The following is a 13011-nucleotide window of genomic DNA, read 5'->3' as shown; positions in this document are numbered from 1 at the left end:
CTTCCCGCGATCAGGCCGGGACCGCCACGGCGACCTTGGCCGCCCGGAGCACCCGCTCGCCGAGCTTGTAGCCCGGCTCGACGACGTCCGCCACGGTCTGGCCGGTCGCACCCGGCGTCGGGAGCTGCACGATCGCCTCGTGCACGTTCGGGTCGAAGGGCTCGCCCTTCTCACCGATCTGCTCCAGCTTGAACTTGCCGAAGCCGCCGCGGATCTTCTGCGCGATGACCTGCATGGGGCCCTCGGCGAGGTCGCCGTGTGCCTCCGCGCGGGTCAGGTCGTCGAGTGCGGGCAGCAGGGCCCGGACGACCTCGGCGATGACGGCGTCGCGGTTCGCCTCGCGGTCGCGCTCGACGCGCTTCCGGAAGTTCACCAGCTCGGCCTGCGCGCGGAGCATGTCGGCACGCATGTCGGCGACGAGGTCGCGGTCGGCCTGGCTCAGCTTGTCCTCTTCGATGCCGCGGGCGGCGTCGTCGAGCAGCGCCTGGTCCTCCGGGGAGAGGTCGTTCGCTTCGTCAGCCTGCGGGCCGCCGGCGGCGGGGCCGTCCGTGGGGAGTTCCACGTCCGGCCCCTCCGCCTCGATGAGGTCCTCGGGCTCCTGCGCGTTGGTCGCGTCGCCCTCGACCTGGGGCTCGCGGTCCTCGGGCACGTTGTCCTGGGGGTCCGTCATCGTTACTTCTTGTCCTTGTCGTCCTCGTCGTCCACGACCTCGGCGTCGACGATGTCCTCGTCGTCAGCCTGCTGCTGGCCCTGGTCACCGGTCGGCTGCTCGCCGCCGGCCGCCGGAGCGTCCTGCTGCGCGTAGATCGCCTGGCCGAGCTTGCCCTGCGACTCGTTGAGCTTGTCGAACGCGGTCTTCACGGCCTCGTCGTCGTCACCCGCGAGGGCCGACTTGAGGGAGTCGACGTCCGCCTGCACCTCGGACTTGACGTCCGCGGGGAGCTTCTCGTCGTTCTCCTTGATGAGCTTCTCGATCGAGTAGACGAGCTGCTCGGCCTGGTTGCGACGCTCGTTGGCCTCGCGGCGGGCCTTGTCCTCGGCCGCGTGCTCCTCGGCCTCGCGGACCATGCGCTCGATGTCCTCCTTCGGCAGCGACGAGCCGCCGGAGATGACCATCGACTGCTCCTTGCCGGTGCCCTTGTCCTTCGCGGACACGTGCACGATGCCGTTCGCGTCGATGTCGAACGTGACCTCGACCTGCGGAACACCACGGGGAGCCGGAGCGATGCCGGTCAACTCGAAGGTGCCGAGCGGCTTGTTGTCGCGGGTGAACTCACGCTCGCCCTGGAAGACCTGGATCGCGACCGACGGCTGGTTGTCGTCGGCGGTCGTGAAGGTCTCGCTGCGCTTGGTCGGGATCGCGGTGTTGCGGTCGATGAGCTTCGTCATCAGGCCGCCCTTGGTCTCGATGCCGAGGGACAGCGGGGTGACGTCGATGAGCAGGACGTCCTTGCGCTCGCCCTTCAGGACACCGGCCTGCAGTGCGGCACCGACGGCGACGACCTCGTCCGGGTTGACACCCTGGTTCGGCTGCTTGCCACCGGTCAGGCTCTTGACGACCTCGGCCACGGCGGGCATGCGGGTCGAGCCACCGACGAGCACCACGTGCGCGATGTCGTTGACCGAGACACCCGCCTCCTTGATGACGTCGTTGAACGGCTTCTTCGTGCGGTCGAGCAGGTCGGAGGTCATCTGCTCGAACTGCGCGCGCGAGATGGTCTCGTCGAGGTTGAGCGGGCCTTCGCTCGTGAGCGTGAGGTAGGGCAGCTGGATGTTGGCGCTGAGCTGGCTCGACAGCTCCTTCTTCGCCTGCTCGGCAGCTTCCTTCAGACGCTGCTTCGCGATCTTGTCCGTGGACAGGTCGACACCGTGGTCGGCCTTGAACTTCTTGATCAGGTGGTCGACGATGCGCTGGTCCCAGTCGTCGCCGCCGAGGCGGTTGTCGCCGGCCGTCGCGCGGACCTGGATCGTGGAGAAGTCGTCGTCCTTGCCCACCTCGAGCAGGGAGACGTCGAACGTGCCACCACCGAGGTCGAAGACGAGGATGAGCTCGTCCTCCTTGCCCTTGTCGAGGCCGTACGCCAGCGCAGCCGCGGTCGGCTCGTTGATGATGCGGAGGACGTTGAGGCCGGCGATCTCACCGGCGTCCTTCGTGGCCTGACGCTCGGCATCGTTGAAGTACGCCGGGACGGTGATGACCGCGTCGGTGACGTCCTCGCCCAGGTACTGCTCGGCGTCGCGCTTGAGCTTGCCGAGGGTACGAGCCGAGATCTCCTGCGGCGTGTACTTCTTGCCGTCGATGTCGGTCGTCCAGTCGGTGCCGATGTGGCGCTTGACGCTGGCGATGGTGCGGTCGACGTTCGTGACGGCCTGGCGCTTGGCGGTCTCGCCGACGAGGACCTCGCCGTCCTTCGTGAAGGCGACGATCGACGGGGTGGTCCGGAGCCCCTCGGCGTTCGCGATGACGGTGGGCTCGCCACCTTCGAGAACGGAGACGACGGAGTTGGTGGTTCCGAGGTCGATGCCTACTGCACGTCCCATGTGTTGGTGCTCCTTCGGTTGGGTTCGCGGGTCTTGCTGAAGCCTACGCGGAGTTGCGTCCGCTCCACTCAAGTTTACTCAGGGCGCGGCGGGCGTCAAGTGCGAGCGAGAGAAGTTGCGTCGAGGGAACGCAAGCCGAGCGTATGCATTGCGCTTGGTAGAACTTCAGCTTGTACATTCAATATTCTGGTTGACCCATCAGGGCCGCGCATCGACGCGGCGCTCTCTCGAAAGACGAAATAGACCATGAACAAGAAGCTTCGTGCAGTCGGGGCCGCGGGCCTGGCTGCTGCGACCGTCATCACCGGGCTGGGGTTCGGTCCAGCCGCGGCCAACGCCGTCGACCTGGACCAGGAGGATGCGAAGGCGTCGACCACGCAGCACGCACAGCTCGTCAGTAACGGTCTCGATTCTTACAACTTCGGAACCAGCAACCTGGAAGCCAAGTCCAACTCGACCCTGGCAGAGGCACGTGCACACTCGAGGTGGTTCAACATGCCGCAGGTCGGTGGCACCGGCACCATCAGCGATGACTACGGCAACTGCCTCGTGTCCGCCGCTGAGGCTGCGATCACCTGGGCGAAGTGCAACGCGCTCCCCTCGGGGAAGATCACGCAGTTCACGGTCACGAAGGACGGCAGGATCGCGGCCGGCAACCTCCACCTCGCCACGTTCAGTGGGGGGGCCGTCAAGATGACGGCGAGCGGTGGTGGCACCTACTTCAGCGGTGACGCGTTCGGTCTGCCGTTCTCGGTGAAGGTCGATACGCGGGACGTCGCGACGCAGTCGGCGGAGCTGTCGGGCACGGCGGTTCCGGGTGCGGTCGTGCTGGTCAACGGCACGCAGCAGGTCACCGCGGACGCGACCACCGGTGCGTGGAAGGCGACGGTTTCGGGCCTGAAGCTCGGTGAGACGAACCACATCCCGGTCTCGGAGTACGTCCAGCAGGACGGCACCTGGAACCAGAAGCAGGACCGGGTCGCGGACGTGAACTTCGAGCTCACGAACCTGACGGCGGAGGTCGATCGGGGCACAGTGAGCACTGAGGCGCAGGTCACAGGTGTTGCGGAGCCGGGTGCCGTCATCGAGGTGCGTGACGCAACGGGCAAACTCGTCAGTTCGGCTCCCACCACTGGACCGCTGGGCTCGTACACGGTTTCGATCCCCGCTCCCAACGCTGCCGGCGACTACCCGCTCACGGTGTCCCAGGTCTTCGCGGGCCAGAGCATCGGGCAGGTCCCCGTCACCATCCCCTACGGCGCTGCCGTCACCGTGTCGACGCCTTCCGACGGTGCCGCACACAACGGTGGGTCCCTGATCATGATGGGCTTCGGTGCTGCCGGCTCGAAGATCGTCGTGACCGACAAGTCGACGAGCGAGGTCGTCGGTTCGACGGACGTCCTGGTGAACAACGCCTGGAACCTCAGCACCGACTCCCTGAGCGACTCCGAGCACAAGCTCATCGTGACCCAGACCTCAGCTGGGAAGAACGTGACGAAGCAGGAGATCACGATCAACCCCGGCAAGTCGACGGTCGAAGAACCGACCGCGGACGTGCGGTTCGACGCGGACGTGACGAAGAAGGCCGTGGTGTCCGGTGGGGGCGCCGACGGTGCGACGATCACCGTGAAGGACGGGGCGAAGGAACTCGGTGACACCACGGTCGAGGACGGCAAGTGGTCGCTCGAGATCGACCCGATCGGTGCCGGCAAGCACACCCTGACGATCGAGCAGACCGGCATCGACGGCACCCAGACCACCACGGTCGTGGCCGACTACGGCGACGCAGTCGCGATCACCTCGCCCTCCGCGAGCACGATCACGCCGGGCACCATCACCGTTTCCGGCACCGGTCAGAACGGTGCGAAGATCACCACGACCGTCGGCGACCAGAGCGCCGAGGCCACCGTCGAGAACGGGACGTGGTCGACCGACATCGAGGTTCCCGGTTCGAAGACCCCTGCCACGATCACCGTCGAGCAGCACTCGAAGGGCGATCTGCGTACCACCGCTGAGGTCACCGTGAACCCCGACGGGCCGCAGACCCCGACTCCGGTCGTGATCTCCGAACCCAGCACCAACACCTACACGCCAGGAGAGCGCACTGTCGTCGTCGGCACCGCGACCCCGTACGCCACCATCGAGGTCCGGAACCAGTGGAACACCGTGCTCACGACCACCACGGCAAAGGGCGACGGGTCCTGGTCGTTCGCCCGCCAGTACGGCCCCTCCGCGGTCTACACCCTGACCGCGACGCAGACCCGCCTCGACGGCACCACCTCCGCCTCGTCCCCGTTCACCCTCGCCCCGCTCGGTGCATTCAAGCCCCTGAAGCTCGAGACGCCCGCTCTGAACGCCACCTACCAGCCCGGCGAGGCGATGCTGTTCCGCGGCACCGCCACCCCGGGAGCACGAATCGTGGCCACCTCGAGCTGGGGCTCGAAGCTCTTCGAGACCCGCGCCAGCCAGACCGACGGGTCCTGGGCAACGACCCGAGCCTTCGGTCCGTCCGCAACCTACGTGGTGACGCTCACCCAGACCGCCGCGGACGGCACGACCGACAGCATCACCCCGATCGTGCTCACCCCGCCGAAGGGACACCAGGACGTCATCCTGACCGCCCCGAAGGCCGGTGACAAGTACACCCCGGGCGTGCCCGTCATGTTCACCGGCACGGCCACGCCGGGCGCGAAGATCGAGATCAAGTCCCGCCTCTCCGGCAACGTCCTGACCTCGACCACCGCCGACGCTGACGGCAACTGGACCAAGTCGCGTGCATTCGGTCCCACCGCTGTCTACAACCTCGACATCGTCGCAACCGACCCTGACGGCACCACCAGCAGCACCGGCCTCGACGACTTCGGCCCCGCCACCGACTGATCGGCACACGGTCGGACAAGCGCTGCGCCCCCTCACCATCCGGAGAGGGGGCGCAGCGCTATACACAACCTGGCACGTGATATATTTATACGATGAGTACGCAGAGACAGGGATGGTGCGGCGACGTGCTCACCTACCCGATGCACGGCCAACGGAAGCTCCTCACCGAGGGATACCGCACTCGTGACGGACACGTGATCGAGTGGATCGGCACCCTCACCCCGGGCGGCGCATCGGTGGTGAGCCGCCCGGATCCGGTCCTCGCGCCTCCAGTCCGACGACACGGACAGCCGGGCGCTGTCGGTACGCGCGCCGTCCGGTCGCGAGCACCCCTGCTCCCCGACCCACGGGGTCGTCGGCGTTGGTGGGTTGCCTCCGCGCAGTGGTACCCGAAGATCCCCTCCGACAACTCGTCGACGCCCGCCCTGGTCTGGAACCCGTTCTTGGCGCTCACGCAGGACCGCCGTAATCCCTTCCGCGGCGGACGCACCACCGTGCTCGACCTCCTCGACGACTGGACCACGCACCACGCGTTCGCGACCATCCGCGATGACGTGCATCGCGCGTACCGAGCGGCATTCGACGCTGCAACGCGCGTCACGGCGAACGGAGAAGGCGCCGCAGAACTCGCACGGCGTCACGGACGTGACGATGTGGTCCTCCTGCCGAACGGCTGCGACCCCGAACGCTTCGATCCCACCCCGAGGGATCTCCGAGGTGCCACCCGGGTCGGGTACGTGGGCAAGATCGGGAGACGTCTCGACCTCGACGGCATCATCTCGACGGCGGCAGCCCTCCCGGAGGTCGAGTTCATCTTCGCTGGGCCCGTCCTGGACCGCAACTACCGTGCTCCCCTCGCCGAGCAGCCGAACATCCGGCTGCTCGGGGACGTCCACTACGACCAGGTCCCGGCACTGCTGCGGACCTTCGACGTCGGCTGGGTGCCGCACCTCGTCGGCCGCGGTGAGGTCGGCGGTGACGTCATCAAGACGTACGAGTACCGAGCAGCCGGCCTGCCGGTCCTCACCACCGCAATCGCCGGCGCCGGCCGTCGAGGACTCGACGGGGTGACGACGGTGCCGATGAGCCGGCACCACGAGGTCCTCGCGGACTGGACCGAGGAAGGACCTCGAGTGGCGCGCGTCGCGCCGGCGATCCCCGAGCGCGTGACCTGGCAGCACAAGACACGGATCATGCTCGAACTCCTGGGGGTCCAGTGCGCGTCGTGATCGTCGCCGCCCCGTTGTCCGCGCGGAGCGGTGTGTACCGATCGACACTGGACCTCGTCGCCGCAGCACGACGGCGCGGACTCGACTGGCAGGCCTGCATCGGGGTACGTGCGGAGGCGAGCGGTCGGCCGACGACCGCTCCGGGCGTGATCGAGTACACGGCCCGCGATCACGGTGCTCGCGTCGTCCACGAGGTGCAGCGAAGGAGTGCGCCGTCGGTCGCCGCAGCTGACGTGGTCATCTCCATGGTCCCACAGAGCGACGTCGCCGTGTCTGCCGCACGGTCGGTCGGGTCTCCTCTCCGGATTGCTTGGGTGCGCGGGCTCCCGTGGCCAGCACGGGGGGAGCAACCCGGTTGGCGACGATCCGCGATCGCCGCGATCGAACGACGCGCGCTGAGGAGAGCCGACGCGGTGTGGGTCACCTCTCCACTCCTCAGGGAGGAGATGGGGTGGGGCCCCTCCGCGACGGTCGTCCCGGCTGGAATCCCGATCCTCGACCGTCGTCACGATGGATCCGATGCCGGCGAGTTGATCTTCGCCGGGCGACTGTCGGCGGAGAAGAACATCGAGATGTTCCTCGAGGTCGCGCACCGCACCGCCCTCCCGGCTCGTGTCCATGGCGAGGGGCCGCTGCTCTCAAGTGCCCAGCGCACAGCCGCAAGCTCGGTGCGTTGGCACGGTTGGACGCCTCACGAGGATGTCTGGGCTGCCCCCGGGACACTCCTGTGCCCGTCTCACCGCGAAGCCTTCGGCAGGAGCGCTGTCGAGGCAGCGAGCGCAGGTGTCCCCGTGGTGCTCAGCGATCGGACCGGGGTGGCGCCGCTGCTCTTCCGCGATCCAGACCTCGAACGTCGGTTCGTCCTCCCGGTCGGCGACGTCCCCGCGTGGGTTGCAGCAGTCCGCGCCCTCACCGCGGACGAAGACCTGCGGCGTCGCGTCTCGTCCCACCTCGCAGCCAGTGCTCGGCGGCTCTCCGAAGACGCCTCACTCGATGCTGCGCTGGCAGCCCTTGACACACTGATGAGGACCCCGTGACCTTCACCGACACCGCCAGGATGATGCGACGCTCCTGGCTGCTGATCATCTGCGCTGTCCTGATCGGGATCGGACTCGGCGCGCTCTCCGTCCGACTGCAGGACCCTGTCTACCGAGCGGACACGGAACTCTTCGTCGCGATCCAACCCACGTCACCCGATCCGGCTGAACTGGTGCAGGGGAACAGTGCCGCGCAGCAGAAGGTGGCCTCGTACATCGAGGTGGCCAGGAGCGCCCGCGTCCTCCAACCGGTGATCGACGAACTCGGTCTCCGAACCGACGTCTCTCGCCTCGCCAGGCACGTGTCGGCATCCTCTCCGCTCAACAGCGTCCTGCTCGACATCTCGGTGCGCGACGAGGACCCCGCCGCTGCACGTCGCATCGCGATGGCGGTGGCGGAGAGCTTCACGAAGGTGGTCACCGAGCAGTTGGAGAAGCCGACCACCGGCGGAGCGTCACTCGTGAAGATCGAGATGATCGAGCCACCCGTCACCCCGACGTCCCCTGAATCACCGAACGTCGTCCGGAGGACGCTGCTCGGTGGCGCGACGGGCCTGGTCATCGGTCTCGGGCTCGCGCTGCTCCGGTTCTCGCTGGACACGCGAGTCCGCTCGGTGGACGACGTCGAATCCGTCGCGGACGTACCCGTCATCGGAGCGATCGGCTTCGATCCGACCGCCGATGAGCGCCCCCTGATCGTCCACATGGATCCGCGGAACCCGCGAGCTGAGTCCTTCCGGTCACTGCGGACGAACGTGCGGTTCCTGGATCTCGACGAGACCCGCCGGAGCTTCACGATCACCTCTGCGCTCCCCTCGGAGGGGAAGTCGACGACCGCAGCCAACCTGGCGATCGCGATGGCGGAGAGCGGTGCCCGAGTGATGCTCGTCGATGCAGACCTCCGGCGCCCCCGCGTTGCCGAGGTCCTCGGGCTGGACGGAGCAGCCGGGCTCACGGACGTCCTCATCGGACGTGCTGAGCTCGAGGATGTGGTGATCCCCTGGGGAGCGGGTGGTCTGCACGTGCTCCCAGCGGGACGGATCCCGCCCAATCCGAGCGAGCTGCTGGGGAGCGCGAGCATGCGTGCGCTGACGACGCAGCTGATCGCCGACTACGACTTCGTCGTCATCGATGCCCCACCGCTGCTCCCGGTGACGGACGCGGCCATCCTGAGCCGCATCACCGGCGGAGCGGTCGTCATCTCCGCTGTCGGCCGGGCAACCCGCAAGCAGCTCCGCACGGCGCTCGACGCTCTCACGAGCATCGGAGCACGAACCTTCGGCGTCGTCCTGACGAAGGTCCCGAACAAGAAGGGTACGTACGGGTACAGCACCTACTCGCGGTACTACGGCGACGACCTGAGTGTCGATGAGACAGCCACACCCAAGCGGCCGGGGCGTCGAGCGGCCGACATCGATCCGACGCAGCAGTAGCGGTCTCCGTCGAGTACGCCGCGTCGACACGAACACGGCCTCCCAGGGATGACGATGGCCCCCGTTCGGATTGCTCCGAACGGGGGCCATCGTCATCCCGAGCAGGCACGGTCACAGCACCTGCACGTCCTGACCCACCGGCAGCACGTGACGCGTGTCGAACGTCGGAACACCTTCCAGCAGGGAGTGATCGACGTCATCGTGATCGGTCAGCAGCACGGCCAGGTCGATGTCGTCGAGGGACCCCGGGGTGAGCTCCCGACGTTCCACCCCCGCGGGCCACCGGTGGTCCTCGACGTGCGGATCGACACCGACGAGCTCCGCGCCCAGCTGCTTGAGCAGTTCGACGACGCGGATCGCCGGCGCCTCTCGCGTGTCTCCGGAGTTCTTCTTGTACGCGAGACCGACCAACGCGATCCGGCTCCCCCGGACGGCGCGGCTGCGGTCGTTGAGCATCGCGACAGCACGTCCGACGACGTGGTCCGGCATGTGCTCGTTCACGTCGTTCGCGAGCTCGACGAACCGGAAGGTGCGCCCGAGGCGGCGTTTGACCTGCCACGAGAGGTAGCTCGGATCGACCGGTAGACAGTGACCACCCACGCCGGGTCCAGGAGTGAAGCGCATGAACCCGAACGGCTTGGTCGAAGCGGCGTCGATGGCTTCCCAGACGTCGACACCGAGTTCGTCGGCGAGGACCGCGAGTTCGTTGACGAGTCCGATGTTGACGTGTCGGAACGTGTTCTCGAGCAGCTTCGTGAGCTCTGCCTCGCGGGTGCCGGAGACCGGGACCACCCGGTCCACGAGCATGTCGTAGAAGCGTGCCACACGGTCCTTCGACGCCGCATCGATCCCCGAGACCACCTTCGGCGTCGAGACGAAGCCCCAGCGAGCGTTGCCGGGATCGATGCGTTCGGGGCTGTACCCCACCGCGAAGTCGGCGCCGGCCCGCAACCCCGAGATCTCCTGCAGGATCGGGACCACGAGCTCATCAGTGGTGCCCGGGTACGTCGTGGACTCCAGCACGACCAGGCAACCGGGACGCAGCGTCTCAGCGATCGAACGGCAAGCTTCCTCGACGAACCGCAGGTCGGGTAGGGCATCGCGGAGCGGCGTCGGGACGGTGATCACGGCGACGTCCCAACGGCCGAGCCGATCGTAGGAGCCGACCGGGTGGTACCTGCCTGCGTCGAGCGCGGCCCGGATCGTGCTCGACGGCACGTCCTCCACGAAGGACGTCCCCGCGAGGAGAGCGTCCGTCCGCCGCCGGTCGACGTCGACGCCCGTGACGTCGAACCCGACCTCCACGGCGCGCATCGCGAGCGGTAGCCCGACGTATCCCTGACCGATCACGATCACGTGCGACTGCTGCATGTGTTCCTCTCGTAAGAAATGTCACATGATATATTAGCACCTTCCGATCTGACCACAGGAGGTCCCATGCACCGCTCCACGACACTCGCCGCCACCTTGATCACCGCCGTGCTCACGGCTTCGCTCACAGCCTGCTCGTCCACCGCGCCCGACGGGCGCGGGACTCCGCCAGCAGCCGACCCGACAGCGAATGCGGAGGAGACCCGTTACGGCGAGTGCATCAACGGGAACGAGACCATCCTCGCGTCGGACCTGGAGCGCGAGCAGGAGCAGTCGTTCGGCGACTGTGCATCCATCTCCGTCGTCGGGAAAGCGCCGGCAGGTTCGGTCATCCGTCTCGGAACGGTCGAGGTCCTCGTGGTGGAGGGCGACGAGGCCACGATCTCCGTCGACACGGCGCAGCGCATCGTGGTCCCGGGTTCCCACAACAAGATCACCCACGGCGGCGAGAGCTCCGTCGAGGATCACGGCGCCGACAACACGATCACGGCACAGTGACATGACGCCAGGCGGGCCGCCCCACCGAGCAGCCCGCCTGGCATCACCAGGAGCGCCGGACCAGGGGAGGGCGCCCGAGCAGCAACGGCGCCGCTCGAGTGCGGAGGAGAGCGAGCATCACCACCCACGGAACGACGCAAGCAGCTGCGAAGCCGGTCCACGACCCCGACGTCGGTACGTCGAGCACCCAGAGCACCGCGGGATGCGTCAGGACGACACCGACACCACAGACGGCGAGCGCACTGACGGCTGAACACACCCGGCTCGCGCGCACCTGGTCCAGCAACTGCGCGACGCACACGGCACCGACACAGACCAGGAGTGCGCACACCGCAGACAGGAACGGTGTTCCGAGCTGCCCGTACTTCAGGTCGAACGGCGCGACGCCGCTGGCCATCATCACCACCGCGGGGGCGAGCGCGCCTCCTGCGACGAGCACGACCATCAACGGTCGTACCGCTCGCGCACGCTGCACCACCCGACCCGCGGCGAAGAACACCATCGCAGGCACGGCGACACCGGCCGCGAAAGGGACGGCCGCCACAGTCGAGGGCCACAGCGCGGTGAGGGCCCATCCGATCGCGCCCACCAGCCACGGGACCCAGGCGCCCGCCCGGCTCAGCACCACGACCGAGAGCCGGACGACCACCAGCGCCGTGACGAACCAGAACGTCGAGAACGGACGGGTCGCGTGCGCTCCCCCGAGCAACACCTCGGCAATGCCTGCGGTCGAGCAGCGTGACCCGCAACCGGACGCCACCCAGGCAGCCCCGATGACGATCAGCCAACTCACGTAGGGCAGCAGCAGCGAGAGGCAGCGGATCGATCGGAGGAGCGTCGCACCGCTGGTCCGATCGAGGTACCCGGACAGGAAGAAGAAGAGGGGCACGCTCCACGGGTAGATCCACTGACGCACCGTGGCCGAGTCGGCCCAGACGTGCCCGACGATGATCGCGATGATGCCGACCACCCGGACCATGTCGACACCCCAGCTGCGGCATCCGGCGTCGGGGGACGGCTTGTCGGTCGAGGAGATCACATGTTATATATTAATGCATGCTCCCGGTTCGGTCGATCACGACGAAAGTGCGGCGTCTCCTCGAGCGTGCGGCACGGTCCTGCCGGTGTCGTGTCGCGCAACTCCGGTTCGCCGCCTTGTCGGCGTGCGGTCGACGTCCACTCGTCGACCCTTCGCACCCCGTCTCGGTGTCCCTGACCTCGTACGGCGTCCGCCTCGAACGCGTACACCTCGTCATCGAGTCGATCGGCCGCGGGTCGCTGCGCCCGAGCCGCGTCGTGCTGTGGCTCGGTCCCCAGGTCGATCCGGAGGCCCTGCCGAGACGACTGAAGCGACTGTGCGGGCGGGGCTTGCAGATCCGTTCGAGCCCGTGGGACATCCGATCCCACAACAAGTACTTCCCGATGGTGCACTTCGAGGACCCGGTGGGCCCGCTGGTCACGGCCGACGATGACGTCTTCTACCCCAGGTGGTGGCTCCGCCGCCTCGTGGACGCCGCTGCAGAGTCGCCCGACGACGTCGTCGGCCACCGCGTCCGATTGGTCAAGGTCGATCGCGACGGGAGCCCGGCACCGTACGAAGGCTGGCACTTGACGACGTCCACCGAAGGACGCACGCGCCACTTCGCGACCGGGAGCGCCGGCGCGCTGTACCCGGTCGCCGTCCAGGAAGCGCTCCGTGCGTCCGGGCGGTCGTTCATCGACCGCTGCCCGACCGCGGACGACATCTGGCTGCACCACGTGACGTTGCTGTCCGGGTCGAAGGTCCGACAGGTCGGCCCGAGAGCACGGACGTTCCTGGAGGTTCCGGGCACACAGTCGACCGCTCTGAACCACGACAACACCGCGGCGGGCGGGAACGACCGGCAGGTCGCCAGCACCTACGACGCGCACACGCTCGACCTGATCCGATCGGACGTCCCGTGATCCTGCTCGTCGTCACGGTGGTCGGCGCCATCGCCCTCGCAACAGCGAGCCGGAGACACCCTGCGTGGTGGATCTGCT

The 13011-nt window shown here is 67.8% G+C and carries 10 protein-coding genes; 6 read left to right on the top strand and 4 right to left on the bottom strand.

Going from position 1 to position 13011, the window contains the following annotated elements:
- Window positions 1–10: 10 nt before the first annotated feature.
- Together DEJ22_RS02095 and dnaK are read right to left on the bottom strand one after the other, a co-directional pair.
- Window positions 11–670: a nucleotide exchange factor GrpE gene (locus tag DEJ22_RS02095; protein ID WP_111226793.1), complete on the bottom strand. Its 660-nt coding sequence runs from the start codon at window positions 668–670 to the stop codon at window positions 11–13.
- A gap of 2 nt (window positions 671–672) precedes the next feature.
- Window positions 673–2541 carry a molecular chaperone DnaK gene (dnaK, locus tag DEJ22_RS02090; RefSeq protein ID WP_111226794.1) on the bottom strand — a complete coding sequence of 623 codons (1869 nt, stop codon included), beginning with the start codon at window positions 2539–2541 and terminating at the stop codon, window positions 673–675.
- A 246-nt stretch (window positions 2542–2787) separates the two neighbouring features.
- Between dnaK and DEJ22_RS02085 the strand changes: the two genes are divergently transcribed.
- From DEJ22_RS02085 to DEJ22_RS02070, 4 genes are all read left to right on the top strand, one after another.
- Window positions 2788–5421: an Ig-like domain-containing protein gene (locus DEJ22_RS02085; protein WP_111226795.1), complete on the top strand. Its 2634-nt coding sequence runs from the start codon at window positions 2788–2790 to the stop codon at window positions 5419–5421.
- Window positions 5422–5513: 92 nt separating this feature from the next.
- Window positions 5514–6650, top strand: coding sequence for a glycosyltransferase (locus tag DEJ22_RS02080; RefSeq protein WP_111226796.1), 1137 nt, complete (start codon window positions 5514–5516; stop codon window positions 6648–6650).
- Window positions 6647–7687 (top strand): glycosyltransferase, encoded by a 1041-nt coding sequence (locus DEJ22_RS02075; protein WP_146241727.1) that lies wholly within the window; start codon window positions 6647–6649, stop codon window positions 7685–7687. The genes DEJ22_RS02080 and DEJ22_RS02075 overlap by 4 nt, the downstream gene beginning before the upstream one ends.
- The gene (locus DEJ22_RS02070) at window positions 7684–9120 is read left to right on the top strand and encodes a tyrosine-protein kinase domain-containing protein (RefSeq protein WP_111226798.1); all 1437 of its coding nucleotides are present in this window, start codon (window positions 7684–7686) and stop codon (window positions 9118–9120) included. The genes DEJ22_RS02075 and DEJ22_RS02070 overlap by 4 nt, the downstream gene beginning before the upstream one ends.
- 111 nt (window positions 9121–9231) lie before the next feature.
- Here DEJ22_RS02070 and DEJ22_RS02065 read toward each other — a convergent pair whose 3' ends face one another.
- The gene (locus tag DEJ22_RS02065; RefSeq protein WP_111226799.1) at window positions 9232–10491 is read right to left on the bottom strand and encodes a nucleotide sugar dehydrogenase; all 1260 of its coding nucleotides are present in this window, start codon (window positions 10489–10491) and stop codon (window positions 9232–9234) included.
- 66 nt (window positions 10492–10557) lie between these two features.
- Here DEJ22_RS02065 and DEJ22_RS02060 point away from each other — a divergent pair, with 66 nt between their 5' ends.
- On the top strand, window positions 10558–10989 hold the full coding sequence (locus DEJ22_RS02060) for a DUF3060 domain-containing protein (protein WP_181430732.1): 432 nt from the start codon (window positions 10558–10560) through the stop codon (window positions 10987–10989).
- A 43-nt stretch (window positions 10990–11032) separates the two neighbouring features.
- Here the strand turns inward: DEJ22_RS02060 and DEJ22_RS02055 are convergent, their stop codons facing one another.
- The gene (locus DEJ22_RS02055) at window positions 11033–12028 is read right to left on the bottom strand and encodes an acyltransferase family protein (RefSeq protein ID WP_111226801.1); all 996 of its coding nucleotides are present in this window, start codon (window positions 12026–12028) and stop codon (window positions 11033–11035) included.
- 167 nt (window positions 12029–12195) lie between these two features.
- Here DEJ22_RS02055 and DEJ22_RS02050 point away from each other — a divergent pair, with 167 nt between their 5' ends.
- Window positions 12196–12933, top strand: coding sequence for a hypothetical protein (locus DEJ22_RS02050; RefSeq protein WP_111226802.1), 738 nt, complete (start codon window positions 12196–12198; stop codon window positions 12931–12933).
- The last annotated feature ends 78 nt before the right edge of the window (window positions 12934–13011 follow it).

It is taken from the genome of Curtobacterium sp. MCSS17_007 (genome assembly GCF_003234175.2).
Classification (GTDB): Bacteria; Actinomycetota; Actinomycetes; order Actinomycetales; family Microbacteriaceae; genus Curtobacterium.
Note: the sequence above shows the minus strand (reverse complement) of the source record. Positions and strands in the feature narration are given on the sequence as shown.

Excerpts from the sequence above, each read along its gene's own strand:
- DEJ22_RS02080 (WP_111226796.1), top strand. The coding sequence starts at position 5,514 with ATGAGTACGCAGAGACAGGGATGGTGCGGCGACGTGCTCACCTACCCG.
- DEJ22_RS02065 (WP_111226799.1), bottom strand. The coding sequence starts at position 10,491 with ATGCAGCAGTCGCACGTGATCGTGATCGGTCAGGGATACGTCGGGCTA.
- DEJ22_RS02095 (WP_111226793.1), bottom strand. The coding sequence starts at position 670 with ATGACGGACCCCCAGGACAACGTGCCCGAGGACCGCGAGCCCCAGGTC.
- dnaK (WP_111226794.1), bottom strand. The coding sequence starts at position 2,541 with ATGGGACGTGCAGTAGGCATCGACCTCGGAACCACCAACTCCGTCGTC.
- DEJ22_RS02085 (WP_111226795.1), top strand. The coding sequence starts at position 2,788 with ATGAACAAGAAGCTTCGTGCAGTCGGGGCCGCGGGCCTGGCTGCTGCG.
- DEJ22_RS02060 (WP_181430732.1), top strand. The coding sequence starts at position 10,558 with ATGCACCGCTCCACGACACTCGCCGCCACCTTGATCACCGCCGTGCTC.